This window comes from Streptomyces sp. NPDC028928, assembly GCF_055564915.1.
Genome location: NZ_JBVHVI010000012.1, coordinates 217,579 through 242,699, shown reverse-complemented (window position 1 = coordinate 242,699; position 25,121 = coordinate 217,579). Strand labels below are relative to the sequence as shown.

Annotated in this window: 23 protein-coding genes and 1 pseudogene; 15 read left to right on the top strand and 9 right to left on the bottom strand. The window is 71.5% G+C overall.

Going from position 1 to position 25,121, the window contains the following annotated elements:
- The first annotated feature begins 3 nt into the window (after positions 1-3).
- Positions 4-1,188 carry a sensor histidine kinase gene (locus tag ACZ4U1_RS28125; RefSeq protein WP_467907044.1) on the top strand — a complete coding sequence of 395 codons (1,185 nt, stop codon included), beginning with the start codon at positions 4-6 and terminating at the stop codon, positions 1,186-1,188.
- Positions 1,185-1,799 carry a response regulator gene (locus tag ACZ4U1_RS28120; RefSeq protein ID WP_467906938.1) on the top strand — a complete coding sequence of 205 codons (615 nt, stop codon included), beginning with the start codon at positions 1,185-1,187 and terminating at the stop codon, positions 1,797-1,799. The genes ACZ4U1_RS28125 and ACZ4U1_RS28120 overlap by 4 nt, the downstream gene beginning before the upstream one ends.
- 9 nt (positions 1,800-1,808) lie before the next feature.
- Here the strand turns inward: ACZ4U1_RS28120 and ACZ4U1_RS28115 are convergent, their stop codons facing one another.
- Complete coding sequence (locus ACZ4U1_RS28115) at positions 1,809-2,675, bottom strand: SirB1 family protein (RefSeq protein WP_467906937.1); 867 nt, start codon at positions 2,673-2,675, stop codon at positions 1,809-1,811.
- A 443-nt stretch (positions 2,676-3,118) separates the two neighbouring features.
- Positions 3,119-4,132 (bottom strand): annotated as a pseudogene (locus ACZ4U1_RS28110) (GNAT family N-acetyltransferase); the annotation flags it as partial.
- Between the two features lie 140 nt (positions 4,133-4,272).
- Between ACZ4U1_RS28110 and fdxA the strand changes: the two are divergent.
- Together fdxA and ACZ4U1_RS28100 are read left to right on the top strand one after the other, a co-directional pair.
- Positions 4,273-4,593, top strand: coding sequence for a ferredoxin (gene fdxA / locus ACZ4U1_RS28105; RefSeq protein WP_014674796.1), 321 nt, complete (start codon positions 4,273-4,275; stop codon positions 4,591-4,593).
- Positions 4,594-4,718: 125 nt separating this feature from the next.
- Positions 4,719-5,816 (top strand): bifunctional succinyldiaminopimelate transaminase/glutamate-prephenate aminotransferase, encoded by a 1,098-nt coding sequence (locus ACZ4U1_RS28100; RefSeq protein WP_467906936.1) that lies wholly within the window; start codon positions 4,719-4,721, stop codon positions 5,814-5,816.
- 76 nt (positions 5,817-5,892) lie between these two features.
- Here ACZ4U1_RS28100 and ACZ4U1_RS28095 read toward each other — a convergent pair whose 3' ends face one another.
- Together ACZ4U1_RS28095 and ACZ4U1_RS28090 are read right to left on the bottom strand one after the other, a co-directional pair.
- Positions 5,893-6,345 carry an ATP-binding protein gene (locus ACZ4U1_RS28095; protein ID WP_467906935.1) on the bottom strand — a complete coding sequence of 151 codons (453 nt, stop codon included), beginning with the start codon at positions 6,343-6,345 and terminating at the stop codon, positions 5,893-5,895.
- Between the two features lie 287 nt (positions 6,346-6,632).
- Positions 6,633-7,628 (bottom strand): VldE C-terminal domain-containing protein, encoded by a 996-nt coding sequence (locus ACZ4U1_RS28090; RefSeq protein ID WP_467906934.1) that lies wholly within the window; start codon positions 7,626-7,628, stop codon positions 6,633-6,635.
- Between the two features lie 97 nt (positions 7,629-7,725).
- Here ACZ4U1_RS28090 and dapE point away from each other — a divergent pair, with 97 nt between their 5' ends.
- Together dapE and ACZ4U1_RS28080 are read left to right on the top strand one after the other, a co-directional pair.
- Positions 7,726-8,805 (top strand): succinyl-diaminopimelate desuccinylase, encoded by a 1,080-nt coding sequence (gene dapE / locus ACZ4U1_RS28085; protein WP_467906933.1) that lies wholly within the window; start codon positions 7,726-7,728, stop codon positions 8,803-8,805.
- A 108-nt stretch (positions 8,806-8,913) separates the two neighbouring features.
- Positions 8,914-9,672 (top strand): LOG family protein, encoded by a 759-nt coding sequence (locus ACZ4U1_RS28080; protein ID WP_467906932.1) that lies wholly within the window; start codon positions 8,914-8,916, stop codon positions 9,670-9,672.
- A gap of 53 nt (positions 9,673-9,725) precedes the next feature.
- Here ACZ4U1_RS28080 and folP read toward each other — a convergent pair whose 3' ends face one another.
- The gene (gene folP, locus ACZ4U1_RS28075) at positions 9,726-10,586 is read right to left on the bottom strand and encodes a dihydropteroate synthase (protein WP_467906931.1); all 861 of its coding nucleotides are present in this window, start codon (positions 10,584-10,586) and stop codon (positions 9,726-9,728) included.
- A 137-nt stretch (positions 10,587-10,723) separates the two neighbouring features.
- On the opposite strand from folP, the gene ACZ4U1_RS28070 reads away from it, so the two are divergent.
- Both ACZ4U1_RS28070 and ACZ4U1_RS28065 read left to right on the top strand, forming a co-directional pair.
- Positions 10,724-11,098 (top strand): DivIVA domain-containing protein, encoded by a 375-nt coding sequence (locus ACZ4U1_RS28070; RefSeq protein ID WP_467906930.1) that lies wholly within the window; start codon positions 10,724-10,726, stop codon positions 11,096-11,098.
- Positions 11,095-11,682, top strand: a complete 588-nt coding sequence (locus tag ACZ4U1_RS28065) for a DNA-3-methyladenine glycosylase I (RefSeq protein ID WP_467906929.1) — start codon at positions 11,095-11,097, stop codon at positions 11,680-11,682. The genes ACZ4U1_RS28070 and ACZ4U1_RS28065 overlap by 4 nt, the downstream gene beginning before the upstream one ends.
- Before the next feature lie 8 nt (positions 11,683-11,690).
- On the opposite strand, the gene chcB is transcribed toward ACZ4U1_RS28065, so the two are convergent.
- Positions 11,691-12,494: a 2-cyclohexenylcarbonyl CoA isomerase gene (chcB, locus tag ACZ4U1_RS28060; RefSeq protein ID WP_467906928.1), complete on the bottom strand. Its 804-nt coding sequence runs from the start codon at positions 12,492-12,494 to the stop codon at positions 11,691-11,693.
- Positions 12,495-12,869: 375 nt separating this feature from the next.
- On the opposite strand from chcB, the gene ACZ4U1_RS28055 reads away from it, so the two are divergent.
- Positions 12,870-13,037 carry a DUF3117 domain-containing protein gene (locus tag ACZ4U1_RS28055; protein ID WP_018544333.1) on the top strand — a complete coding sequence of 56 codons (168 nt, stop codon included), beginning with the start codon at positions 12,870-12,872 and terminating at the stop codon, positions 13,035-13,037.
- Between the two features lie 88 nt (positions 13,038-13,125).
- Here the strand turns inward: ACZ4U1_RS28055 and ACZ4U1_RS28050 are convergent, their stop codons facing one another.
- A complete protein-coding gene (locus tag ACZ4U1_RS28050) occupies positions 13,126-13,821 on the bottom strand; it encodes an O-methyltransferase (protein ID WP_467907043.1) in 696 nt (231 codons plus the stop codon).
- 236 nt (positions 13,822-14,057) lie between these two features.
- Here ACZ4U1_RS28050 and sigE point away from each other — a divergent pair, with 236 nt between their 5' ends.
- The 5 genes from sigE to ACZ4U1_RS28025 all read left to right on the top strand — a co-directional run bounded on the left by sigE (position 14,058) and on the right by ACZ4U1_RS28025 (position 19,205).
- The gene (gene sigE, locus ACZ4U1_RS28045; RefSeq protein WP_467906927.1) at positions 14,058-14,771 is read left to right on the top strand and encodes an RNA polymerase sigma factor SigE; all 714 of its coding nucleotides are present in this window, start codon (positions 14,058-14,060) and stop codon (positions 14,769-14,771) included.
- The gene (locus tag ACZ4U1_RS28040) at positions 14,768-15,844 is read left to right on the top strand and encodes a zf-HC2 domain-containing protein (RefSeq protein WP_467906926.1); all 1,077 of its coding nucleotides are present in this window, start codon (positions 14,768-14,770) and stop codon (positions 15,842-15,844) included. Before sigE ends, ACZ4U1_RS28040 begins: the two co-directional genes overlap by 4 nt.
- A 131-nt stretch (positions 15,845-15,975) precedes the next feature.
- The gene (locus ACZ4U1_RS28035; RefSeq protein WP_467906925.1) at positions 15,976-17,757 is read left to right on the top strand and encodes a S1C family serine protease; all 1,782 of its coding nucleotides are present in this window, start codon (positions 15,976-15,978) and stop codon (positions 17,755-17,757) included.
- 84 nt (positions 17,758-17,841) lie between these two features.
- Positions 17,842-18,288, top strand: a complete 447-nt coding sequence (locus tag ACZ4U1_RS28030) for a sec-independent translocase (RefSeq protein ID WP_467906924.1) — start codon at positions 17,842-17,844, stop codon at positions 18,286-18,288.
- Between the two features lie 251 nt (positions 18,289-18,539).
- A complete protein-coding gene (locus tag ACZ4U1_RS28025) occupies positions 18,540-19,205 on the top strand; it encodes a hypothetical protein (protein ID WP_467906923.1) in 666 nt (221 codons plus the stop codon).
- Between the two features lie 48 nt (positions 19,206-19,253).
- Here ACZ4U1_RS28025 and ACZ4U1_RS28020 read toward each other — a convergent pair whose 3' ends face one another.
- Together ACZ4U1_RS28020 and ACZ4U1_RS28015 are read right to left on the bottom strand one after the other, a co-directional pair.
- The gene (locus ACZ4U1_RS28020) at positions 19,254-21,764 is read right to left on the bottom strand and encodes a DUF6185 family protein (RefSeq protein ID WP_467906922.1); all 2,511 of its coding nucleotides are present in this window, start codon (positions 21,762-21,764) and stop codon (positions 19,254-19,256) included.
- A gap of 240 nt (positions 21,765-22,004) precedes the next feature.
- A complete protein-coding gene (locus ACZ4U1_RS28015; protein ID WP_467906921.1) occupies positions 22,005-24,581 on the bottom strand; it encodes a DUF6185 family protein in 2,577 nt (858 codons plus the stop codon).
- 138 nt (positions 24,582-24,719) lie between these two features.
- On the opposite strand from ACZ4U1_RS28015, the gene ACZ4U1_RS28010 reads away from it, so the two are divergent.
- Positions 24,720-25,121 carry a hypothetical protein gene (locus tag ACZ4U1_RS28010; protein ID WP_467906920.1) on the top strand — a complete coding sequence of 134 codons (402 nt, stop codon included), beginning with the start codon at positions 24,720-24,722 and terminating at the stop codon, positions 25,119-25,121.

The window sequence follows — 25,121 nt, the reverse complement described above, 5'->3', positions numbered from 1 at the left end:
ACGATGAGGGAAGACCCGCACACCGGGACGCCGAACCACGCGCCCGTGGGCTGGCCGCCCCGCAACCGGCGCGAGCTGCTGGTCAAGACGCTGTGGATCGGGGTCTGGCTGGTCTTCCTCAGCTCACCGGTCGAGGACCTGGTGAGCGGCGGGCACTCCACCGGCGCCACCGCGGCCGGGGCGGCCGGCCTCACCGTCTTCGTGGGGGTCTATCTGACGCTGGTCTTCCGCAACATAGGCCGGCCGTTCGCCCCGCGCGTGGTGCTCACCCTGGGCGGGATCCTCGGTGTGCTCGCCCCCGTCCTGGCGTACACCCTCGGCAGCGCCTGGCTGGGCCTGTTCGTCTACCTGTCGGTCGCGTGGGGAGCCACCCTGCCGCTGCGGGCGGCGTACTGGGCCATCCCGGCCTCCGCCGTGGTGATGTACCTGATCGGCATGCACTCCGACGAGAAGGAGGCGCGCGGTCTGGTCCTGCTGGTCCTCCTCATCGGGTTCGCGATGACGGGGATCGGCCAACTCGTCCGTACGACCATCGCGTTGCGCAAGGCACGGGCCACCGTCGCCCAGCTCGCCGCCAACGAGGAGCGGCTCCGGCTCGCCCGCGACCTGCACGACCTGCTCGGCCACTCGCTGTCGCTGATCACGCTGAAGAGCGAGCTGGCCGGCCGGATGCTGCCCGACCACCCCGACAAGGCGGCCCAGCAGGTCGCCGACATCGAACAGGTCAGCCGGCAGGCCCTGGTCGACGTCCGGGAGGCCGTCACCGGCTACCGGCGGCCCCGGCTCGCCGCCGAACTCGCCGGCGCCCAGGTCGCCCTGACCGCCGCCGGCGTCGTCGCCGAGACACCCGCCGAACCCGACCTCGACGGCGTCGAGGAGGACGCCGAGTCCGCGCTCGCCTGGGCGCTGCGCGAGGCGATCACCAACGTGGTCCGGCACAGCGGCGCCGACCGCTGCGTCATCCGGCTGCTGCGCCGCCAGACCCTGGACGGGCCGGTGCTCGAACTCTCCGTCGAGGACAACGGATCCGGCGGTTCCGGTACCGGCCCCGGCAACGGTCTGACCGGTCTGACCGAGCGGCTGGAGAAGGCCGGCGGCACCCTGGAGGCGGGCCGGTCCCGGCACGGGTTCCGGCTGCTCGCCCGCGTGCCCGCGGCCCCCGCGGCCGACGTAGGATCCGGGGCATGACGAGCACGATCAAGGTCCTTCTCGCCGAGGACCAGTCGATGGTCCGCGAGGCGCTGGCCGCGCTGCTCGGCCTGGAGGACGACATCGAGGTCGTCGCCCAGGTCGCGCGCGGCGACGAGGTGCTCGCGGCCGTCGGCGCGCACGGCGTGGACGTCGCGCTGCTCGACATCGAGATGCCCGGCTGCACCGGCATCGAGGCCTGCGCCCGGGTGCACCGGGAGTATCCGCAGGTCAAGCTGGTCGTCCTCACCACCTTCGGCCGGCCCGGCTATCTGCGCAGCGCCATGGAGGCGGGCGCCGACGCCTTCCTCGTCAAGGACGCACCGGCCGCCCAGCTCGCCGAGGCGATCCGCAAGGTGCTGACCGGCGAGCGGGTCATCGACCCCACGCTGGCCGCCGCCGCGCTCGCCGAGGGCGCGAACCCGCTCACCGAGCGCGAACGCGAGGTGCTCCGCGCGGCGGCCGACGGCTCCACCAACGCCGAACTGGCCCGCACCCTCCACCTCTCCCAGGGCACGGTCCGCAACTACCTGTCCACGGCGATCCAGAAACTGGCGGCACGCAACCGGGCGGAGGCGGTACGGATCGCCCGGGACAAGGGATGGCTCTGACCGGCAGGCTCAGTTGAGCTTGGCCCGAGCCGTCCCCGCCTCCTGCCGTACCTTCCGCGCCGCCGACTCGTCCACCACCTCGATCAGGTCGGCGTAGTACTCCAGTTCCTCGGCGCCCGCCACGAACTCCCCGCGCTGCACGAGCAGTTGCCCGCGTTCGTAGCGCAGCCGGGCCGGATGGGAGGGGACGAGCAGCGACAACTCCACGGCCCGCAGCGCGATGTCCGACCGCTCGGGCCGTGCCGCCGCCCAGGCCCGGATGTTGTTCAGGATGCGCTGGACGACCTCCAGCGGGGGTGCCGGCTCGAGCATCGAGGGGTGCAGCGGCGCACCCGTGGCACCCACCACCAGCAACTCGGCGTCCGTCCCGGTCAGCACCCGGCCGCCGTCGAAGGGGTCGGCCAGTACCTGTTCCGCCGCCGTCCCGAACCCGACCACGAAGTGCCCGGGCAGCGCCACCCCGTACACCGGAGCCCCCGCCCGGCGCGCGACCTCCAGCCACACCACCGACAGCATGATCGGCAGCCCGCGCCGCCGCCGCAGCACCTCGTGCAGCAGGGAGGACTCCAGGCGCTGGTAGTCGCCCGGCGTGCCGTGGAACCCGTAGCGGGTGCCGAGCAGCCGGCTCACGGCCTGCGCCCATGCGCCCGGCCCGCCCGGCCGGTACGGCAGCTCGCCCGCCAGCCGGTCCAGCTCCGCCTGCGCGGCGTCGATGCCGGCCTCGTCCAGCGAGCCGTCCGTCTCCGCCCCGATCAGCAGGCACAGCGCCGACAGGTCCGGCCGCTCGGACCGGGCCTCCTCGGCGAACCGCTGCCGCAGCTCGGCGGAGCGCTCCGGCGGGGGCGGATACGGGGGCGGCAGATACGGGTGATGCATGCCAGGCTCATGCCCTTCCACGGCGGTTTCTACGGGCGTCCGGCGCCGGCGGTTGCCTCCGGCCCCTCGACTGTTCCGGGTCGAGGACCGGACGCGGGTTCCTGGGCTGTTCCGGTTCGGCGGCCGGCTGTGGGTTTCTGGGTTGGTCCGGGGTGGTGGTCGGCTGTGGGTTTCTGGGTTGGTCCGGGGTGGTGGTCGGCTGTGGGTTCCTGGGCTGCTCCGGTTCGGCGGCCGACTGTGGATTCCTGGGTTGGTCCGGGGTGGTGGCCGGATGTTGGCTCCTGGGTTGCTCCAGGTTGAGGCTCGGTTCCGGGTTTCTGGGCTGTTCCGGGGCGCGGGCCGGCACCGGGCTCTCCCGCTGCCCTGTGCGGCCGGCCGGCCCCGGGTTCCTCCGCGGTCCCGGGCGGGCGGCCGGACGTGGCCTCCTGGGCCGTTCCGGGCCGGCGGCCGGACCCGGACTCCTCGGGCGCCCGGTAATGGTGGTAGGCGTGGTGCGGCAGGAAGCCGAGCGCGCGGTACAGCGCCCGGCCGCCCTCGTTGTCCGTCTCCACCTGGAGCCAGGCCGCCGAGGCGCCCTCGTCCAGCGCGCGCCGGGCCAGGGCGGCCATCACCGCGGTGGCCAGCCCCTGCCGCCGCCGGCCGGGGTCGACCTCGACGGCGGCGAACCCGGCCCACCGCCCGTCGACGACACACCGCCCGATCGCCGCCGGAGGCTCGCCCTCCGCCTCACCGGGCACGGAGGCGAACCACACCGACGGCCCGGACCCGAGCACCCGCAGGGCCACCTCGCTCATCCCCTTGCGCCGGTACCGCGCGAGCCACGCCTCGTCCGCCGTCCGGGACAGGACCACCCCCGCGCCCTCGGCCCGGTCCGCGACCGGCGCCAGGGCCCCGGTCCACAGCTCGGCGGTCACCTCCCGCACCCAGCCGCGCCGCTCCAGCTCCGCGCACAGCAGCTCCTGCGTGCCCTCCGCGCCGGTCGCGGTCTGCACGTATGCGGGCAGGCCACGCTCGCCGTACCAGCGTCGTACGGCCGCCAGGGCCGCGTCGAGCGGAAGACCGGGATCACCGAGCGGCAGCACACTGTTGGCCCGCCGGGTGAACCCGCCGGCCGCCCGCAGCTCCCACTCGCCCAGCCGCTCGCTCTCCACCGGCGGCCACGCGCGCGCGGTGATGTGCGCGAGTTCCGGGTACGTGGCGGAGGGCCCCCTTCGCCGCGCCGGGGCGGCGGGCACCACCTTGCCCGCGACCAGCGCGGATTCCGGAACGCGCACCCGTTCGCCGTCCCGCCGTGTGATCATGAGCACGCCGCCGTCCCATGATGTGAGAACACCCACCGTGTCAGTGAACTTCTCCGAGCCGGAACCGGTTTCGCCCAAGCGCCGTACAGAGACCCGTTTCCCCACGTCAGCAGGGGTGATTCGGACCTCCAGGCGTCCTTTCGCCGAGATTTCCACTGGTCAGTTCACCCCTCCTGTTCGGATCATGCTCCGGAACGGAGATACTAGGGGCGGGCATCGACGACGCCGCGCTCCCGCGCGCCAGGCGGCGGAGCCTGAGGAGGCCCGCCAGCGCCCTATCGAGGAGGAACGACAGCGTGACCTACGTCATCGCGCAGCCTTGTGTCGACGTCAAGGACAAGGCGTGCATCGAGGAGTGCCCGGTCGACTGCATCTACGAGGGCCAGCGGTCCTTGTACATCCACCCGGACGAATGCGTCGACTGTGGTGCCTGTGAGCCGGTCTGCCCGGTCGAGGCGATCTTCTACGAGGACGACGTCCCGGAGGAGTGGAAGGACTACTACAAGGCGAACGTCGAGTTCTTCGACGAGCTGGGCTCGCCCGGCGGTGCCAGCAAGCTGGGGCTGATCGAGCGCGACCACCCCTTCGTCGCCGCGCTGCCGCCGCAGGGCGAGTGACCGTCTAAGCGCCAAGCGGCCGCCCGCAACAGCGCCGCCTCGGTCCCGTACGGCCCGATCACCCTGATCACCGCCGCACGGGACCGAGGCGTTTGCCGCACCGTACGAAAGTGAGCCTGATTCCCGTGTCCGCAGTCTCCGACCGGCTCCCCACCTTCCCCTGGGACAAGCTGGCCCCGTACAAGAAGACGGCCGCGGCCCACCCGGACGGCATCGTCGACCTCTCCGTGGGCACCCCGGTCGACCCGGTCCCCGGCCTGGTCCAGAAGGCCCTGATCGACGCGGCCGACTCCCCGGGCTACCCGACCGTCTGGGGCACCCCCGCGCTGCGCGACGCGATCACCGGCTGGCTGGAGCGCCGCCTCGGCGCCCGCGGTGTCACCCACCACCACGTCCTGCCGGTCGTCGGCTCCAAGGAACTGGTCGCCTGGCTGCCGACCCAGCTCGGCCTCGGCCCCGGTGACAAGGTCGCCTACCCGCGCCTGGCCTACCCCACCTACGAGGTCGGCGCCCGCCTGGCCCGCGCGGACTACGAGGTCTACGACGACCCGCGCGAGCTGGACCCGTCGAACCTGAAGCTCCTCTGGCTGAACTCCCCGTCCAACCCGACGGGCAAGGTGCTGTCGAAGCAGGAGCTGACGGACATCGTCGCCTGGGCCCGCGCCCACGGCGTCCTCGTCCTCTCCGACGAGTGCTACCTGGAACTGGGCTGGGAGGCCGACCCGGTCTCGGTCCTGCACCCGGACGTCAACGGCGGCTCCTACGACGGCATCGTGGCCGTCCACTCCCTCTCCAAGCGCTCCAACCTCGCGGGCTACCGCGCGGCCTTCGTCGCCGGCGACCCGGCCGTCCTCGGCCCGCTGCTGGAGATCCGCAAGCACGGCGGCATGATGACCTCCGCGCCGACCCAGGCGGCGGTCGTGGCCGCGCTGTCCGACGACACCCACGTCCACGAACAGCGCGAGCGCTACGCCGCCCGCCGCGAGGCCCTCCGCTCGGCCCTCCTCGCGGGCGGCTTCCGCATCGAACACAGCGAGGCCAGCCTCTACCTCTGGGCCACCCGGGACGAGTCCTGCTGGACCACGGTCGCCCACCTCGCCGACCGGGGCATCCTCGTGGCCCCGGGCGACTTCTACGGCAAGGCCGGCGAGAACCACGTACGGGTGGCCTTCACGGCGACGGACGACCGCGTACGAGCCGCGGTAGCCCGCCTGACCGCGTAACGCGCGGCTGTAGACACCAAAAGGCCGACGGGGCCCAGGAAGGAAACCTGGGCCCCGTCGGCGTGCGCGGCCGGGGTCAGCCGCCCAGCGGCAGGCCCTTGGTGGGCAGGGACGACGTCGGCAGGCCGCCCTTGGTGAGGGAGTCCGTCGGCAGCCCGCCCTTCGTCGCGCCGGAGGCGGCGTCCCCCAGGACGCTCCCCGCCGTCCCGGCCGCGTCGCCCGCGGCCTTCTGCGCCACGGGCGCCGTCTTCTTCACGGCGCCGCCGCCGGTCTTGCCCGCGGCCGGCACCGTCTGCTCGACCGCCTTGCCGCCCGCGTGGCCCGCGAGCGAGGTGGCGCCCTGCGCGACACCGTCGACGGTGTTGGCGGCGTGCGCGCCGTCCAGGGCGGTCAGACCGCCCAGGTTCGGGGTGGCCGCCGGCAGATTCGTGGCCGCTCCGGCGGAGCCGGCCGCACCGACCCCGGCAGCCGCTCCCGCTGCGACGAGCAGCGCGGCACGGGCGATCCGGCGGGTCAGAGGGAGGGACATGATGCTCCATTCGACGGGAGAGAACGGTGTAGGTGTCCGGGAACCGTGTCCGGCTCGGACGCCGTGACTACCGCTCGAAACCCGCGAAGGTTGCGGACGCCCCAGGTAAAGAATGGATAACGCATCGCATTATCAGGTGTGGATAAAAACGGGCAAAGAACGTCCGGCTGAATGCGTGCAGAATCCTTCCGGCCCTTGAATTCCAAGGGCTTCCGCACCCAGTACCCCACCCGCCCGGACGGCCCGGCGTCGCCGCGCCGCGCAACCCGCCGGAGTGATCGGCCGTACTACTGTCCGGTCACGATCCGGACCGAGCCCAGGGACTGCTCCGCCCCGCCGGCCCCCTGCGCACCGGCCGTCCGCCACGCGTCGCTCTCGGTCCCCGCGGTCCACACCCGCCCCGCGTACGACACCCGCTCGATGTGCAGCGCCGAGGAGTTCGCGACCGCCCACTGCGCCAGCTGCCACCCCCGCGCCCGCTCGCCGCGCCCGGACGCGTCCGTCTTCGCGCCGCCCTGCCGCACCGGAACCGTCACCGTCCGCCCGTGCGCGGTCGCGGTCACGCTCGGCGACGGGGACGGCGACGGCACGGGCGTCCCGCCCACCACCGCACCGGTCTCCTGCAGCGCGTCCCGCCCGAAGTCCCGTACCAGCGCGTCCCGTACCGCGTCCGGACCCGTCGCCGAGGCCGTACGCTCCGGGCGTCCGTCGCAGGTCAGCGTGGCCGCCGCCCGCCCGGTCAGGGCCGCGGCGAGCAGCGTGGCGTCCCGCTCGTGCTTGGCGTACGCCTCCGGGTAGCCGCTGCGCTGCACCCGCTGCGCGGCCACCGTCAGCGGCAGATCGGTGTAGTCCGGCACCTTGGCCAGATGCGCGTAGAAGATGCCCGCCGCGTACGACGGGTCCATGATCTGCCGTTCGGTGCCCCAGCCCTGCGAGGGCCGCTGCTGGAACAGGCCCAGCGAGTCCCGGTCGCCGTGCCCGATGTTCCGCAGCCCCGACTCCTGCAGGGCGGTCGCCAGCGCGATCGTCACGGCCCGCTCGGGCATCCCGCGCCCGGTGCCGACGGCGGCGATCGTCGCCGCGTTCACCGCCTGCTCGGGCGTGAACTCGTACGAGGCCCCGTCGCCGGAGGCCGAGACCACCTTGCAGCCGCGCGCTCCGCCGCCTCCGGTGACGTACTGCACCACGAGGTACGCGGCGACGCCGCACAGGACCAACAGGGCCGCGGAGACACGGAAGAGGCGACCGCGGCGCTTGGGACGGGTGGGGGACGGCTCTGACACGCGTACAAGGTACTGGAGCCCCGCCCGCCCCTCGCGGCGGGTTCCGCGCCTGTCGTGCGCCCCCGGCCCCGGTGAGCGGCGCGCTAGGGTCGTGGCCATGGCCGACACCTCGCTTGACCTCACGCTGGACGCCGCCGCGCTCACCGCGCAGCTCGTGGACTTCCCGTCCGAGAGCGGCACCGAGAAGCCTCTCGCGGACGCCATCGAGACCGCCCTGCGCGCCCTGCCGCACCTGACCGTCGACCGCTACGGCAACAACGTGATCGCCCGGACGAACCTGGGCCGCGCCGAGCGCGTGATCCTGGCCGGTCACATCGACACCGTGCCGATCGCGGACAACGTGCCCTCGCGGCTCGACGCGGACGGCGTGCTGTGGGGCTGCGGCACCTGCGACATGAAGTCGGGCGTGGCGGTGCAGCTGCGCATCGCGGCCACGGTCCCCGCCCCCAACCGGGACCTGACCTTCGTCTTCTACGACAACGAGGAGGTCGCCGCCCACCTCAACGGTCTGAAGCACGTCGCCGAGGCCCACCCCGAGTGGCTGGCGGGCGATTTCGCGGTGCTGCTGGAGCCCTCCGACGGCGAGGTGGAGGGCGGCTGCCAGGGCACGCTGCGGGTGCTGCTGAAGACCAAGGGCGAGCGGGCCCACTCCGCGCGCGGCTGGATGGGCTCCAACGCCATCCACGCGGCGGCCCCCATCCTGGCCCGCCTGGCCTCCTACGAGGCGCGCCGGCCGGTCATCGACGGCCTGGAGTACCGCGAGGGCCTGAACGCGGTGCGGATCGGCGGGGGAGTGGCCGGGAACGTCATCCCGGACGAGTGCGTGGTGACGGTCAACTTCCGCTACGCCCCCGACCGCACCGAGCAGGAGGCGATCGCGCACGTCCAGGAGGTGTTCGCGGACTGCGGCGTGGAGGAGTTCGTGGTGGACGACCACAGCCCCGGCGCGCTGCCCGGCCTCTCCCAGCCGGCCGCCGCGGCCTTCATCGAGGCGGTCGGCGGCACCCCGCGGCCCAAGTACGGCTGGACGGACGTGTCCCGTTTCTCCGCGCTCGGCATCCCCGCGGTCAACTACGGCCCCGGAAACCCGCACTTGGCGCACAAGCGGGACGAGCGCGTGGACACCGCGAAGATCCTCGCGGGCGAGGAGCGGCTGCGGAACTGGCTCACCGCGTAAGGCTCCGCCGGGCGGCCCCGCTGCACGCCGGACATGCTCAGGTCCCCCCTCCGTAACCCGCGTGGATCTAGTCTGAGATCGAACTACCGGCAAGCGGAGGGAGCGCACATGGCTACCGGCAACCCCGAGGGGAAGAAGCAGCCGCCGGACGAGCAGCGGCTCGGACCGGTCCTCCGACGGCGGGCCCAGGTGACGGCCAGCACGACCGACCAGCGGCTGCTGGACGAGCGCGCCCCCACGGACTGGGTGCACACCGACCCCTGGCGGGTCCTGCGCATCCAGTCGGAGTTCATCGAGGGCTTCGGCACCCTGGCCGAACTCCCGCCCGCCATCAGCGTCTTCGGCTCGGCCCGGACACCGGTGGACTCACCGGAGTACGACGCGGGGGTGCGGCTCGGCCGCGGGCTGGTGGAAGCCGGCTGGGCGGTCATCACCGGCGGCGGCCCGGGAGCCATGGAGGCGGCCAACAAGGGGGCGTGCGAGGCGGGCGGCATCTCGGTCGGCCTCGGCATCGAACTGCCCTTCGAACAGGGGCTGAACCCGTACGTCGATATCGGCCTCAACTTCCGCTACTTCTTCGTGCGGAAAATGATGTTCGTCAAATACGCCCAAGGGTTCGTGGTCCTCCCCGGCGGCCTCGGCACCCTCGACGAGCTGTTCGAGGCCCTGACCCTGGTCCAGACCCAGAAGGTCACCCGCTTCCCGATCGTCCTGTTCGGCACCGCGTACTGGGGCGGCCTGGTGGACTGGCTGAGGGGCACGCTGGTCGCCCAGGGCAAGGCGGCGGAGAAGGACCTGCTGCTCTTCCACGTGACGGACGAGGTGGAGGAGGCGGTGGCCCTGGTCTCGAAGGAGGCCGGCCGCTGAGCCCCGCGGGGCTGTGCCCCCGGGGCTCGGCCCTGGGGGCTCGGCCCCCGGACTCAGGCCAGACCCCGGCGGGCGACCGCGGGGGGACGGTGACCGGCGATGGACGCCACCATCTCCAGCACCTGGCGGGTCTCCGCCACCTCGTGCACCCGGTACACCTGCGCCCCGAGCCACGCGGAGACCGCGGTCGTCGCCAACGTACCGATCAACCGCTCCTTCACCGGCCGGTCCAGCGTCTCGCCGACGAAGTCCTTGTTGGACAGCGAGACCAGCACCGGCCATCCCGTGGCCACCATCTCGTCCAGCCGGCGTGTCGCCTCCAGGCTGTGCCGGGTGTTCTTCCCGAAGTCGTGCCCGGGATCGATCAGCACGGACTCCCGCGGCACACCGAGCGCCACCGCCCGCTCGGCCAGCCCCACGGTCACGTCGAGGATGTCGGCCATGACGTCGTCGTACGTCACCCGGTGCGGACGCGTCCGCGGCTCCACACCCCCGGCGTGCGTGCACACCAGCCCCACCCCGAACCTCGCCGCGACCTCCGCGAGGGCGGGGTCCACCCCGCCCCACGCGTCGTTCAGCAGATCCGCGCCGGCCTCGCACACGGCCTCGCCGACATCGGCCCGCCAGGTGTCCACGCTGATGATCACATCGGGGAACCGGCGCCGTACCTCCGCGACGAAACCGACCGTCCGGCGCGCCTCCTCCTCGGCCGTGACCTCCTCGCCGGGTCCGGCCTTGACCCCGCCGATGTCGATGATCGCGGCGCCCTCGGCCACCGCCTGCTCCACCCGGGCGAGGGCCGGTTCGTCGCGGAAGGTGGCTCCCCGGTCGTAGAAGGAGTCCGGCGTCCGGTTGACGATCGCCATGATCACCGGCTCGTGCGGGCCGAATTCCCGCCTGCCCAGCCTGAGCATCCGCTGTGACCTCTCCTAGTACGTTCCGCAGTACGGCCGCCTGTGACCCTAACTGTCAGACTCGCATGGCACGATCGGACCCTGACAGATTCGGCATCCGGCACAGCGTCCGGTACGAGCGTGGGGACCCTGAGGCGATGATGATGTTCTTGTTCCTGGTCGTCGCGCTGGCCGTCGTGGTCGCCGCGGTGACCCTGGCCGTGGTGGGCGGCGGCGAGAGCGCCCCGCTCCCCGAGGTGGCACCCGAGCGGCTCCAGGACCCGCTGCCCGCCGACCGCCCGGTGGACGCCGCGGACGTGGAGACCCTGCGCTTCCCGGTCGCCCCGCGCGGCTACCGCATGGCCGACGTGGACGACGCGCTCGGCCGGCTCGGCGCGGAACTGGCGGAGCGGGACGCCCGCATCGCCGACCTGGAGTCCGCGCTGGCCGGCGCCAGAGCCGCCGCCGCGCACGCCCCCCGGGCGCCGCACGCACAGCCGGACACCAGCGAGGGCCCGGAGGACCAGCGATGACCACCGGAGCGGCCGTCGCCGGACCGGACGGCGCCCTGCGCTGCCCCTGGGCCCTGTCCACCGACGACTACGTGGCGTACCACGACGAGGAGTGGGGCCGCCCGGTCCACGGCGACGACGCCCTCTTCGAACGGCTCAGCCTGGAGGCCTTCCAGTCCGGCCTGTCCTGGATCACCATCCTGCGCCGCCGCCCCGGCTTCCGCGCGGCCTTCGCCGGCTTCCGCATAGAGAAGGTCGCCGCCTTCACCGACACCGACCGCGAGCGCCTGCTGGCCGACCCGGGCATCATCCGCAACCGCGCCAAGATCGACGCCACCCTCGCCAACGCCCGCGTCCTCGCCGACTGGGCCGAGGGCGACCTGGACGAGCTGATCTGGTCCCACGCCCCCGACCCGACGAGACGCCCGGCCCCGAAGACGCTCACGGACGTCCCGGCGGTCACCCCGGAGTCCACGGCCCTCTCCAAGGCCCTGAAGAAGCGGGGACTCAGGTTCGTGGGCCCGACGACGGCGTACGCGCTGATGCAGGCGTGCGGCCTGGTCAACGACCACCTGGAGACCTGCGTGGCCCGCAGCGCCCCGTAAGGGGTGAGCTACCGCCCCAGATACTTGGGCTTCTCCTTGTTCACGAACGCCTGGACGGCGATGGCGTGGTCCTCGGACCGCCCGGCCCGGGTCTGCAGCTCGTCCTCCTTCTCCAGCGTCTCCTCGAGCGAGTGCGTCAGCCCGTAGGCCACCGCCTCCTTGATCGCCGCGTACGCCACCGTCGGCCCCTCGGCCAGCGCCCGCGCCACCTTCTCGGCCTCGGCGCGCAGCTCCGCGGCGGGCACGACCCGGTTGGCGATGCCCAGCTCCAGCGCGTCCTGGGCGCTGATGCTGCGCGGGAAGAGCAGCAGGTCGGCGGCGCGGCTCGGGCCGATCACCCGGGGCAGCGTCCAGGAGATGCCGGAGTCGGCGGTCAGGGCCACGCCGGCGAACGACGTGTTGAAGGAGGCGGTGTCGGCCACGACGCGGTAGTCCGCGGTGAGCGCGAAACCGAACCCGGCCCCGGCCGCGACGCCGTTCACCGCCGCGACCACCGGCTTCGGCGCCCCGGCGAGCGCCCGCACGATCGGGTTGTAGTGCTCCTTGACCGTGCTCATCGTCTGCCCGGACCCGGTCTCCCGGTCCTGGGCGAGCAGCCCGATGTGCTCCTTGAGGTCCTGGCCCACGCAGAACGCCCGCTCCCCGGCGGCGGTCAGCAGAATCGCCCGTACGGCCGTGTCGCCGGCCGCCGATTCCGCCGCCTCGCGGAGGGCGACCTTGGTCGCGATGTTCAGCGCGTTCATCGCCTCGGGGCGGTTCAGCGTGATCGTCGCGAGTCCGTCGCTCACCTCGTAGAGCACGGTGTCGGCCATGGCGCATCCCCTCCGGTGTCGCGGCTGGTGACGTACCGCTCAGTACGTCGGTGTCTGAGGACAGCATGGCGGAGATCGCCGTCCAGGAACCGGACCGGACGTGTGACCTGCGTCAAAGAAAACCGGAGCGGAGCCGGTCGGCGGATCTCCGTGCGGTGGCGCAGTATCGCAGCCACATCGCCGAATTGGGTGGTTTTGCTCGCGCGCGTTGCCCAAGCGATGCCGACCGATGTTGGTCATCGGGTCGTGCGATGCGGGATAATGGCCGGGAAGCAATGTGTTCGATGCCGGTGTCGCGCGTGTCCGTTTCGGATGGCGGGTGCCCTTGCGGGGCCGTCGGCAGACGATGAGCTGGTTTCAGGAAGGGGAACGAGCATGGCGGCCATGAAGCCGCGGACGGGTGATGGCCCGCTCGAGGTGACCAAGGAGGGGCGGGGCATCGTCATGCGCGTTCCGCTCGAAGGCGGCGGTCGACTCGTCGTCGAGCTGACCCCTGACGAGGCCGAGGCGCTCGGCGACGCCCTCAAGAAGGTCGTCGTCTGACGCCCCAGCGATCAGTAGTCCTTCCGGCTGCCCCGGCATCGTACGCGGTGCCGGGGCAGCCGCGTACCCCCACCCCCACCTGCGGGTTTCACCGTTTGACGGCGCACAGCAGGCCGTCGCCCACGGGCAGCAGCGAGGACACCAGGTCCTGGCTCTCCCGGACCGTGCGCAACAGCTCGCGCAGCCGCAGCACCTCGGTCGGCTGCGGCCCCGAGTCGACCGTACGGCCGTTCGCGAAGACGCCCTCGAAGACCGCCAGACCGCCCGGTCGCAGCAGGCGCAACGATTCAGCGAGGTAGTCCGGGTACTCCAGCCGGTCGGCGTCGCAGAAGACGAGGTCGTAGCCCGAGTCCGCCAGCCGCGGCAGCACGTCCAGGGCGGGACCCGGGATGAACCGGGCCCGGTTGCTGGCGAAGCCGCAGACGCGGAAGGCCTGCCGGGCCGACTGCTGGTGCTCCGGCTCCAGGTCCACCGTGGTGAGCACCCCGTCCGGGCGCATCCCGTGCAGCAGGTGGATTCCGGAGACCCCGCAGCCCGTGCCGATCTCCGCGACCGCCTTCGCGTCCACGGAGGCGGCGAGCAGTCGCAGCGCGGCGCCCGTGCTGGGCGACACCGAGCGCAGCCCTGCCTCGCGGGCCCGGTCGCGGGCCCAGCGCAGCGCTTCGTCCTCGGCGACAAAGGCGTCGGCGAACGCCCAGCTCGTCTGCCGGTTGCCGGTAATGGCCCTCTCCTGTCCCCTGGTTGCCTCGGCGTGACTGTATCCGTTGGCGACGGGAACCCGCAGATGGGACCGGGCGTTTATAGGGGTGGGCCGGTGGCCGGGGACGCGACGGGGGGCAAGAGGTGGAGCAGGACGCCGAGCAACTGCTGACGCAGTGGCATGAGCCGTATCAGCGTGTATCAAATTCTCGTAAAACCGCTTATCCGGAGCTAACGGGCGAGGTGGCTATGGTAGGGGCTCCACTGGACACCACCAGAGCCGACAGGGGAGGTGCGGCTGCGCCCGGGGATCGGGGCGGAGTGCTGCGGCGCTTCCTCGGGTCGGCGGGCAGGCCGAAATCCGTGACCGACACCGCTGCTGACCGCCACGCCGCCGGTCTCGCCGCAGGCGAGACCCAGACCGCGACCTTCGCCACCGACGCGGACGGGCAGGCGTGGACTCCGCCCACGTGGGACGAGATCGTCAGCACGCACAGCGGCCGTGTCTACCGGCTCGCCTACCGTCTGACGGGCAACCAGCACGACGCCGAGGACCTCACCCAGGAGGTCTTCGTCCGCGTCTTCCGCTCCCTGTCGACGTACTCGCCGGGCACCTTCGAGGGCTGGCTGCACCGCATCACCACGAACCTCTTCCTGGACATGGTCCGGCGCAAGCAGCGCATCCGCTTCGACGCCCTCGGCGAGGACGCGGCCGAGCGCCTGCCCAGCCGCGAGCCCACCCCGCAGCAGCTGTTCAACGACGCCCACTTCGACGCCGACGTCCAGCAGGCCCTCGACACCCTCGCACCCGAGTTCCGCGCCGCCGTCGTCCTGTGCGACATCGAAGGACTGTCGTACGAGGAGATCGCCGCGACCCTCGGCGTGAAGCTCGGCACCGTCCGCTCCCGCATCCACCGCGGCCGGTCCCAGCTCCGCAAGGCGCTCGCGCACCGCTCCCCGGAGGCCCGTGCGGCCGAGCGGCGCTCCTTCCTGGCCCGGGTCCCCGCTCTGGGAGGAGGGGGCGCGACCGCGTGAGTGGATCTCGGCCGAAACCTGTCGAGGTGGCACACCTCGCAGAGCAGCACCTGGGAGACCGGCTCTCCGCCCTGGTGGACGGAGAGCTGGGTCATGAGACGCGTGAGCGTGTCCTCGCGCACCTGGCGACCTGCGCCCGGTGCAAGGCGGAGGCGGACGCCCAGCGCGCGCTGAAGAACGTCTTCGCGGAGGCGGCCCCGCCGCCGCCCTCGGCGAGCTTCCTGGCCCGCCTCCAGGGCCTCCCCGGGGGAGGTGACCTGGACGGCGGCGGCACGCCGTCGCCCGGGGGCGGACTCCTCGGCGGCGGCCACGGCACCGGATCCGCCGGACCCGCCGCAGCCTCCGGACCCTCCGGAGCTTTCGGGGTGAGGCGCGCCGAGCGTCTCCCGTTCGGATACGCCGCCGCCCGTGCGCACGGCTTCCTCCCGGCCGGCGCGGACCGTCCGGCGGCCCCGGAGGACCGCGGCTTCCGCATCCATCCCGTCGGCCGCCCGGACGACGGCCGCTCCGGCTCACGCGGGCTGCGCTTCGCGTTCGCCGCCGCCGGTGCGGTGTCGCTGGCCGCGGTCGCCCTCGGCGGCGTGACCACCGCCATCCCCGGCGACCTGACCAGCGAGGCCCGTGGCGGCTCCGGCACGGGCAGCAATGTGACCCCGGGCCGCTCGGCGGGCACCGGCTCGGGCGGGGGCGCGGCCACGCCGGACAGCCAGCGCCGCCGTCCGGTGGGACCGCTGCTGGCGCAGGGCGACATGCTCGCCGGCCCGGCACCGGTGGCGCCGACGGCGCTGTCCGCGCCGCTGGTGCCCGGGGTGCCGGACCCGGCCGCCGGGCAGGGCCGCACCGATGCGGTGCGTGGCCTGACCGCGCCGGTGCTGGCCGGTGCGGCGGCCGTCTCCCCGCTGATACGCCGGCTCGACGAGGCCGTGACCCTCCCGCTCACCGACTGGTCCACCACCCCCGGAGTCACCGGCTCCGGCCTGCTGTCCGCCCCCGTCCCCGACACCACCCCCGACGCCACCCCCGCTCCCTCCGCCTCGCCGGCCGCACCCGCCGCGCCCCGGCAGTCGCCCTGACCGGCCACTGCGCCACGGCCCGCGAACCTGGTTGAATCCTGTGAGGCCGTGCCCGCGGCGACGACCCGGGGCGGCAGTCGATGTGCCATGGCCGCGGCAGCGCGCGGTCGCGGCCCAGCCGTGGGGAGAGCATGAACGAGGGGAACCGTGTCCCGCCGGTGGACGGACCGGAGGGAGCGGCGGGGGAGACACCGGCCGGCCGGACCGTGGGCGCCGAGGGTGCCGTAGCGGAGACAGCCGGACCGGACGGCGACTTCGAGCTGGCCAAGCCGGCGCCGGTCGCATCGGCCGGCGCCGATGCGGACGACACCGCGGATGCCAGCGCGGACGGCACCGCGGCGGCCGGGGAGACCGCCTGGGCGGCGGCCCCCGCCGAGCGGCCCAAGCCGCTGCACGACCCCGACCCGTACAGCACCCCGCCGTACGGCGAACCCGGCCCCTGGGCCCCCGCACCCCCGGTCCAGCACCCGGCGGCCACCCCGGCACACGGCACGGCCGTACCCGCGCCCGCGGGCCCGCCGGCACCCGTGCTCACGGCATCCGTGCCCGCGCCCATGGCTCCCGCACCGGCGCCCGCGCCCCACGTTCCCGGGCCTACCCCGGCACCGGCACCGGCAGCGGTACTGGCACCGGCGCCCACGGTGTCCGCGCCGGGCGCCCCGGCCGCCGACTCCGTGCCGCCGGCCGCCGGCCCCTGGGGCCGTTACGACCCCTGGGCCGCCGGTTCCGCCACGGAGCAGGCGCTGGCCCGGGGGCCGCTGCAGCAGACCGGTGCGGGGGTGCCGACGGAGCAGAAGCGCCGTAGGAGCGCTCGGCGGATCCTGCTCGCGTGGACCCTGGTCGTCGCCGTCGTCTCCGCGGGCATCGGCGGAGCCGTCGGCGCCTACGTGCAGCGTGAGGGCCTCGGCGACGACGTACGGCTTCCGCAGGCCGGGAGCGTGCCGGCCGGGCGGGCGCCGGACAGCGTGGCCGGGATCGCCGCCCGCGCCCTGCCCAGCGTGGTCACGCTGCACGTCAGAGGGGCCGACGCGGCGGGTACCGGCACCGGCTTCGTGCTCGACACCGAGGGGCACATCCTCACCAACAACCACGTGGTCGAGCCCGCCGGGTCGGGCGGCGAGATATCCGTGACCTTCAGCAGCGGTGACACCGTCAAGGCGAAGGTCGTCGGCCGGGACAGCGGCTACGACCTCGCGGTGGTCCAGGTGCACGGCGTCCACGGACTCGCCCCGCTGCCGCTCGGCAACTCCGACGACGTCAAGGTCGGCGACCCGGTCGTGGCCATCGGCGCCCCCTTCGACCTCGCCAACACGGTGACCTCCGGCATCATCAGCGCCAAGGAACGGCCCATCACGGCCGGCGGGGAGAGCAGCGACGGCAGCGACGTGTCGTACGTCGACGCGCTCCAGACCGACGCCCCCATCAACCCGGGCAACTCCGGCGGTCCGCTGCTCGACTCCCGGGCCCAGGTCATCGGCATCAACTCCGCCATCCGCTCCGCCGGCAGCGGCTCCGACTCCGACGGCGGCCAGGCCGGCTCGATCGGCCTCGGCTTCGCCATACCCGTCAACCAGGCCAAACGCGTCGCCGAGGAGCTGATCAACGACGGCCGTGCCACGCACCCGGTGATCGGCGTCACCCTCGACATGGGCTACAGCGGCGACGGCGCCCGCATCGACAGCAAGAGCGCGGGCGGCGGCCCCGCCGTCCTCAGGGGCGGCCCCGGCGAGCGGGCCGGCCTCAAGGCGGGCGACGTCATCACGGAGGTCGGAGGGGAGCGCGTCCACAACGGCGAGGAGCTGATCGTCAAGATCCGCGCCCACCGGCCCGGCGACCGGCTGCGGCTGACGGTCGAACGCGACGGAGCCGAGCGGGAGGTGTCACTCGTGCTGGGCGCCTCGGGGCGGAACTGACACAAGTCTCACCTCGGGACGGTACCGGTCGGACAGGAACGCCGGGTACCGTTGAGCGACCGAGGACATCGCAAGGAGCGTCAGGTGTTCAATGACATAGGACCACTGGAGCTGGTGACCATCATCGTGCTCGCCGTGCTCGTCTTCGGTCCGGACAAGCTCCCCAAGGTCATCCAGGACGTGATGCGCACGATCCGGAAGATCCGCGAGTTCTCGGAGAGTGCGAAGCAGGACATCCGTAGCGAACTGGGTCCCGAGTTCAAGGACTTCGAGTTCGAGGACCTCAACCCCAAGACGTTCATCCGCAAGCAGCTGGAGAACGACGAACTGGGGCTGAAGGAGATCCGCAACGGATTCGACCTGAAGAAGGAGATGGCCGAGGTCACGGACGCGGTCCACGGCCGCGACAGCGGCGCGTCCTCCTCGTCCTCGCCCTCCTCCCCGTCCTCCTCCGGCGGGCGCGTCGACATGACCAAGAAGCCCGAGACGCCCGACGACGACCGCCCGCCCTTCGACGCGGACGCCACCTGAGCGCTCCCGGCGGGCGCTCCTCCCCGCCGACACGCGCACCCGGGCGTACGCCGCGCACGTGACGCGTTTCATAACCCGCACCCGTCGCGCACGGCCTGAACAGGCCGTTCGCGCGACCCACGCATCCAGCGCCTGCCCTGCTGCTCTCAGCGGTGTGGATATGCTGCCGAGTTGTTGTGCGGACCGGACGCGTACGCCCGAAGGGGGGCGGGCCACCCCGGTCCGACGAGAGCGAGGAGGCGTCCGGGCAGATGGAGACGACGAGTCGGGTGGGCGCGCAGGCGCCGGCCGCGGAGGGCGGACAGCAACTCCCCTCCGCCCGGCGTACGGTCGACGGTTACCTGCGGGCGCCCTTCCCGTGGTACGGGCTCGACGAGGCGTTCACGGGGCCGCGCTGGCTGATGCAGGTCGGCACAGCGGCCGACGGCGCCGTCGAGCACGGGTCGATCGGGCACGGTGACGAACCCTCGGTGCGGGGCGAGACCGGCTCCGCCGGTGAGCCGCGGGAGAAGTTCGCGGTCGTGGTGACCGTCGCCGCACAGCCGTCCCGGCGCAGCCCCGACGGCACCGGACTGCTGGAGGCGACCTCGGTGTCCTCGGCGGCATGGCTGGCCGGGGTCGGGCTGCTGTCGTTCACCTGGCCCGGCCAGATGGACCACAGCCTGCGCGACGACTGGCTGGAACAGCAGACCGAGACGGCCTGGGCCCTCGCCGACGATCTCGACGGCCCCGAGTGGTCCAGACTCTCCCTCCCGGTGGACGGGGTCGCCGCCTCGTTCCACTACCGGGAGTCCGAGTACGGCTGGGTGCTGGCCGGCACGACGGAGGCGGGGGTGCACCTGGGCGCGTACGGGCGGGGGATGAGCGCGTACGGGCTGGGCTTCGCGGCGATCAAGGACATCGCCGACTACGCCTGACCTGCCAGGCCCGGGGGCGATGCCTCCCGGGCCCTGTCGGCCGTCCGCTCAATGTTTTGTCAGGTTGACGAAGATCGTCACGACGGCGCCCACCTGGGCCACGATCCAGGTGACCTGGCCGGACAAGCCGCGCATTTGGTAGACGGACAGCAGTAGGGCGAAACGGCTGGGCCAGTACTGCCGTTCCTCACGGAAGGTCGCCATGTCCATCCAGATGCTGGTGAGCGTCAGGACGACGAGCAGGAGCGCGGCGTACAGCAGGAGCGGGCGAGGATCGGTGTCCATGACCTTGACGAGCGCGGCAGCCAGCACCATGGGGAGGCCGTAGGCGGCGGTGAGGATCCAGGCCCGCACCTGGCTCCGGCGTCCGGGCAGCAGGCGCCACAGCGCCCCGAGCGTGAAGCCTGCGAACGTCCACGCCATCTGATAAAGGATCAGGTTCGCGGCGAACTCCGGAAGACCGACGGGGGTGTCCAGGACTTGCTGCCGCCCATAGGGATCCTGCGCCTGGTAGTAGAGAAGTAGCCCGGTGGCCGGTGTGCCGAACCAGAATGAGAGACGCCCTGCGCGAACAGCATTGGACCACCAACGTCCCTCCGGTCCCCAGGCCAAGGCGATGTCCAGCACCGAAATATGCTCCGGCGGGTCGCCATCTTCATGTGCGGTGGCCAGCCACTGATGCAGTTGGTGCAGCTTTTCTTCCAACTGCTCGCAGGTCACCCCGTCGGCACGACCGCGATCCAACAAGTGCATCTGATGGTTCGCATTACGGTATTGGTGGGCTTTCTCCAGTAACTCGCTTCGGTGCTGCTCAGTGCCCAGCCTCACTGTGCAGAAACGCTCACCCATCCGACTCAACACGGACCACCGGCGTCCCAGGGCAAGAGCGACGTACAGTGCGAGAATGTTCAGTCCCAGCCAGATGGCGGACAGTCCGCTGGCGCCCGCGAATTTCGCGGCCCGGACTCCGACGAAGAAGGCGAACAAAGAGACGGTCAGCAGGATGTCCGGCTTGCTCGGTCCCAGGGGGAATCGCTCGTACCTGGGGCGGTCATGTGCCCGGGGTGGTCTGTTGCGAAAACGCAGCAGGGCCAGTAGGGCCACTCCTGTCAGTACCCAACTGTAGGCGAAAGTCCATCTCAGGTCGGTGTAGGAGAAGTTCTCCAACAGATTGTTCAGGTTTGCGTTGTACTGGGAAGGGTCACGTTCTTCGACGAGCCAGTTGACGCGTGTCCACCGTCGTTTGCTCACCCACCAGGCGCATGCGAGCAATGCCACGGCGACGTTGAACAGCAGGCATCCGACGAAGGCCACACAGCGAGCGGGGGCCTCGTCCCACGGTCTGGTCCAGCGCTCGCGGAGCAATCCTCCTTCGCGTGCGAAGCGCCAGGCCCAGGCGATCATCGCGGCCAACCACAACCACACGGTCACCAAGCCCAGCAGGACGAGCCCGGTGCGGCCCAAGCGGGTCGTTGTCTTCATTTCGAGGCTCCACGGCAGCCCGAAGACATCGTGGGCCGGGATCACCAGCAGGCCGATGCCCGCGACCGCACACGCGGTGGCCACGACGGCGAATGCCTGACGGCGTCGGACGTCTGCGGGCGGGGCCGGCTCGTCAGGGACGGCGCCGGGCGCGGTCGGTGACGCGCCCGGGCTCCAGGGGCGGGCGGCGAGGATCAGACCCAAGCCCGCAGGAATGTAGAGAAGGGCGCCCGTCAGGCGGGAAAGATGTTCCTGTGGAAACAGGAGCAGTGCCAGGGCGACTCCCGCGCTGAGCGCGGCCCACTCCAGCAGCGTGCGCGTGAAGCTCGGGCCGCGCCTGGTGTCCGTGTCCGAGCCCCCCACCGGCGGTTGCCGGGTCGCCTCCCCGCCCGCTGGTTGCTGTGCCGCCTCGCGCACAGCGGCTGCTTCGGCCCGCTTGGCGCGCATCGCGGCCACAGCCATCAGGATCGAGGCGCACACCCACCATGAGGCAACGCCCACGGTGGCCAAGCCCGACTGACTGAGCATCACCGGCAGCTGCCAACGCTGCCAGGGCGGATCGACCTCCACCTGGACGTCTTCGGGCAGCTTCTTCTTCCACACCACCTCGTTCTCGGTGGACTCCGAGGCCCGTTCCGCGAGGTCGCTGAAATCGAGGCCACCCAAATGGACCTCGATGCGCTCCCACCGGATGGTCCGAAGCGTCCGCGGCCACAGATAGATCATCCATGTCTTTTGTGTGGGGATGATTTCCCAGGGGCCCACGACGACGGGTTTTCCCGGGTTGATCCAGTTGTATGCGACGTAGTACACGGTGACCCCGGAGTCGATTGCGGTCACCACGGGGTCATGGGGGCGCCACTCGTTCCGTGACCCAGGGGCCTCGTCCCCGAGCAGCAGGCACCGCATCGCCATCTGGTACTGCTTGGACTTCTCGCCGAAGGTCAGCTGCTTGGCGAGGGGCCACTGCCTCGGCACGTGCACCGTCATCTCGGACGTGAGCCGGGGAACGGAGCGCTTGTGCCGCTCCAGCTTCAATGTGGCGGAGACGGTACTGCTCTTGAGTCCGTCCGACACACAGTCACTACCGGCGTCGTGCTCCCGTGCGTGAGCCGTCCCGCCCTCCCACACACATGCCACCAGCACCAAGAGTGACAGCAGCCGCCACCACCGAGCCATCGCCATAGGCCGACACCTCTCCATATCCCTGGCGAATCTAGACAAAGCGGGTGGATGTGTCATGCACAGACACACGGCGGATTGCTGACGCATACCTGCTTGGACGTGCCGGCGGCATGTGCGGAAGCGCGTCTCCGGTCAGCGGTGGGCCAGGTGCTGCCAGAGCCCCACGGCCGCCACGAGTTGCGCGAGCAGCCAGGCGAGGTGGCCGGACAGTCCCCGGAGCCGATAGACGGACACCAGCAACGCCAGGCGGCTGGGCGAGTACTGCCGTTCTTCCCTGAACGTCGATGTGTCCATCCAGATGCTGGTGGCCGTCAGGATGATGGCCATGAGCAGGGAATAGAGGAACAGGTTCAGAAGGTCGGCGCCGGTGTACCGGTAGAAGAGCATCGCGAGGCAGGCGGGCACGGCATAGGCGAAGGTGAGGCACCATGCCCGCACCGGACTGCGGTGACCGGGGAGCAGACGCCACAGCGCGCCCAGGGTGAAACCCGCCGCGGCCCAGGCCGTCTGGTAGGCGATGAAATGCGCGACGATCGCCGGCATCGCGGTGGGGTCGTGGCTGAGTTGCATGAAGTCCAGCGGATCCCGCAGGGCCAGGTAGAGCAGGGCTGCGCTGGCCGGAATCCCGGCGCAGAAGGCCAGGCGTGCGGCATACAGCGCGTTGTCCCACCAGTGTTCCTGCGGTCCCCAGGCCACGGCGATGTCCAGAACGGAAATGTGTTCGGGCGGGACCGTCTTGCCGCATCCGGCCACCACCCACTGGCGCAACTCGTGCTGACGCGCCTCCAGTTCTTCTCGTGTGAGAGGGCCGCCATGCCCTTGGTCGAGCAACCGCAGCTGGTGGCTGAGGCCGTGGTACTCATGCACTTTCGCCATCAGCGCGCCGTGCCGCTTCTTGCTCCTCAGCCTCTTGAGGCAGAAGCTGGGGCCCAGTCGGCTGAGCACCGACCACCGTCGTCCTGCGGCGATCACCAAGAACAGTGAGCCGATGTTCAGGAGCAGCCACAGACCGTACTGGGCGCTGCTGCCGGCGAACGTCGCGGCCTCCAGGCCCACCGTGAAAGCGAACACCAGCGCGGTGAGCAGCACGTCGGGTCCTTCGGGCCCCAATGCGACTTTCACCGGTTTGCCGACGGGCGTCTCCTGTGTCTCGGTGCGGAATCTCAGCAGGGCGAAGATCGCGATACCCGTCAGGACCCAACTGTAGGTGAAGAGCCAGGTGAGTTCGGTGAACGAGAACTTGGACAGATAATCACGGATGTATTTTCCGTGCTCTGTCGTGGAGTTCTGCGCGATGAGCCAGTATGTCCTTCTCCACTGGTTCTCCTGCACCCACCAGAAGCAGCCGAACAGACCCGCGGCCACCGCCCCGAGCAGCAGGGAGACGACCACGACCCACCGGACCGGCGCCTTGTCCCACCCTGCGGTCCACGAGTCAGGGACCAGATTGCCCTCGCGTGCGAAGCGCCACGCCCACGCGGTCATCGCCGCCAGCCACAGCCAGACGGTCGCCAGGCCCATGAGTACGTAACCGGCCTTTCCGGCGGCACTGGGCGCCGCTTTCGGCAGCAGGTCCCGCGGCAGGTCGAACAACCCGGGCACCAGAACCACCAGGAGCCCGATCGCCGCCACCGTGAAGGCCGCGCTCTTCACTGCGACGGCCTGACGGTGCCAGGTGTCCTCGGTGATGCCGGTCCGGCTGCTTCCACCGTTCTGGCCCGTCCCCCCGGCCGGGGCAGGCCGGGGTGGCCCGACAGTGGCCCAGGGGCGGGCCACCAGCGTCAGCCCCAGACCGGCCGCGATGCAGACGAGGGTATGCCGCCAGGGGGAGACCGGCTGCTGGGACTGCAGCAGAAGCAGCATCAGAGCGACCGCTCCGCTCAGCAGGGCCCACGCCAGCACCGTCTGCGCGGGGCTGTCCTCGCGCCCAGCCGACACGGAGGGCGGGGACGCCTGCCCCGCGCGCCGCGCGGCCAGTGCGATCACGAACGAGGCGCACACCCACCAGGCGGCCACACCGGCCTTGCTCCAGGCCGACCGGTCGTAGCGCAGGAGTCGCATGCTCGGCTTGGGGAGATCGACGTCGATAACGACATCACCCGGATCACGCTTCGCCCATACCAGCTTGTTCCCGTCGGAATTCGGGGCGCCGGAGCGAGCAGCGTAATGCAGGCCACCCAGGTCGGCCGTGACTTTCTGCCAGTGGGCTTTCCCCAGCGTCGACGGCGGGCTGAGCGAAACCGTCCACGTCCTGTCGTGGTCCCGCTTCCGTTCGAGCTTCCACGGTCCGAGCAGGAGTGTCTCGTACCCCTGGATCAGGCCGACGGCCTCGTAGCACACCCTCACCTCATTGCCCGTGGCGGTCACGGTCGGCTGATGGAGTCGCCACTCGTTGTGCGCCGACGTGTCCCGCCCCCGCAGCAGACACTGCATGGCCTCCACGTACTCCTCGGAGTCCTCGCTGCTGGTCAGCTGCCTGGCTGGCCGCCACTTGTCCAGGGGGACCGTGACCGTCATGCCGGACGAGACTTTCACGAATTTGTCGCTCTTTGGGTCGAATCCGATGGAGGCCTCGATCCCACTGCTTTTCAGCTGCTTTTCGGAACACGTATCACCAGGGTGTGGCTGAGCCCCCGCCGAGGGACACCCGCACCACATCAGCGCCGCAATAATCAACGGCAGAAGTCGCCGCCATCGCATCTGCTTCATCGCCCCGACACCTCCCTCAGAGGAATTTATATACCGCTTATGCGTGGCGCTTCCCGGACACGCGGAGGTGAGTTGCGGGAAAAAAGTCGGTGGCTGATAATGGAATCCGATGACCGTCAACTATTTGACGGAGGGATTATGGCCGACATAAACGTTTCCGCTCCGAGAACCGCACTTCCCCGTTTCGAAGAGGCAGAAGGCCTGGGCCCGCAGGACGCGGAGTTCGTCCGGGATCTCGTGGCGGTACTGGCCAAGCACGGGAATCTGGACCGTTTCGGTCTGTGCCTGCTGCACGACCACTTCCCGCTCGGCGCGGACGAGGTGCTGGTGGAGACGAACGACTCCCGGGCCCGCACGCTGCACGTGCAGGTCGAGAAGGCGGACCGGACGCGGCACCTCAAGGCATCGCAGTGGCGGTTCGTGCCGCATACCGACCGCGAGCCGGGCGGGCGGTCCGCGGGAGCCTCCTGTCAGGAGATCCTGCTGTGCACCACGCTCGATCTCTGCCCGGGGCGCGCGGACGCACGCGACGACCGCTGA

Coding starts and splice junctions, on each gene's coding strand:
- ACZ4U1_RS28095 (WP_467906935.1), bottom strand. CDS start 6,345: ATGTCCCTCCCTCTGACCCGCCGGATCGCCCGTGCCGCGCTGCTCGTC.
- ACZ4U1_RS28035 (WP_467906925.1), top strand. CDS start 15,976: ATGAACGAGGGGAACCGTGTCCCGCCGGTGGACGGACCGGAGGGAGCG.
- chcB (WP_467906928.1), bottom strand. CDS start 12,494: ATGGCCGACACCGTGCTCTACGAGGTGAGCGACGGACTCGCGACGATC.
- ACZ4U1_RS28025 (WP_467906923.1), top strand. CDS start 18,540: ATGGAGACGACGAGTCGGGTGGGCGCGCAGGCGCCGGCCGCGGAGGGC.
- folP (WP_467906931.1), bottom strand. CDS start 10,586: ATGCTCAGGCTGGGCAGGCGGGAATTCGGCCCGCACGAGCCGGTGATC.
- ACZ4U1_RS28125 (WP_467907044.1), top strand. CDS start 4: ATGAGGGAAGACCCGCACACCGGGACGCCGAACCACGCGCCCGTGGGC.
- dapE (WP_467906933.1), top strand. CDS start 7,726: ATGGCCGACACCTCGCTTGACCTCACGCTGGACGCCGCCGCGCTCACC.
- ACZ4U1_RS28120 (WP_467906938.1), top strand. CDS start 1,185: ATGACGAGCACGATCAAGGTCCTTCTCGCCGAGGACCAGTCGATGGTC.
- ACZ4U1_RS28055 (WP_018544333.1), top strand. CDS start 12,870: ATGGCGGCCATGAAGCCGCGGACGGGTGATGGCCCGCTCGAGGTGACC.
- ACZ4U1_RS28080 (WP_467906932.1), top strand. CDS start 8,914: ATGGCTACCGGCAACCCCGAGGGGAAGAAGCAGCCGCCGGACGAGCAG.
- ACZ4U1_RS28070 (WP_467906930.1), top strand. CDS start 10,724: ATGATGATGTTCTTGTTCCTGGTCGTCGCGCTGGCCGTCGTGGTCGCC.
- ACZ4U1_RS28065 (WP_467906929.1), top strand. CDS start 11,095: ATGACCACCGGAGCGGCCGTCGCCGGACCGGACGGCGCCCTGCGCTGC.
- ACZ4U1_RS28015 (WP_467906921.1), bottom strand. CDS start 24,581: ATGAAGCAGATGCGATGGCGGCGACTTCTGCCGTTGATTATTGCGGCG.
- ACZ4U1_RS28010 (WP_467906920.1), top strand. CDS start 24,720: ATGGCCGACATAAACGTTTCCGCTCCGAGAACCGCACTTCCCCGTTTC.
- ACZ4U1_RS28115 (WP_467906937.1), bottom strand. CDS start 2,675: ATGCATCACCCGTATCTGCCGCCCCCGTATCCGCCCCCGCCGGAGCGC.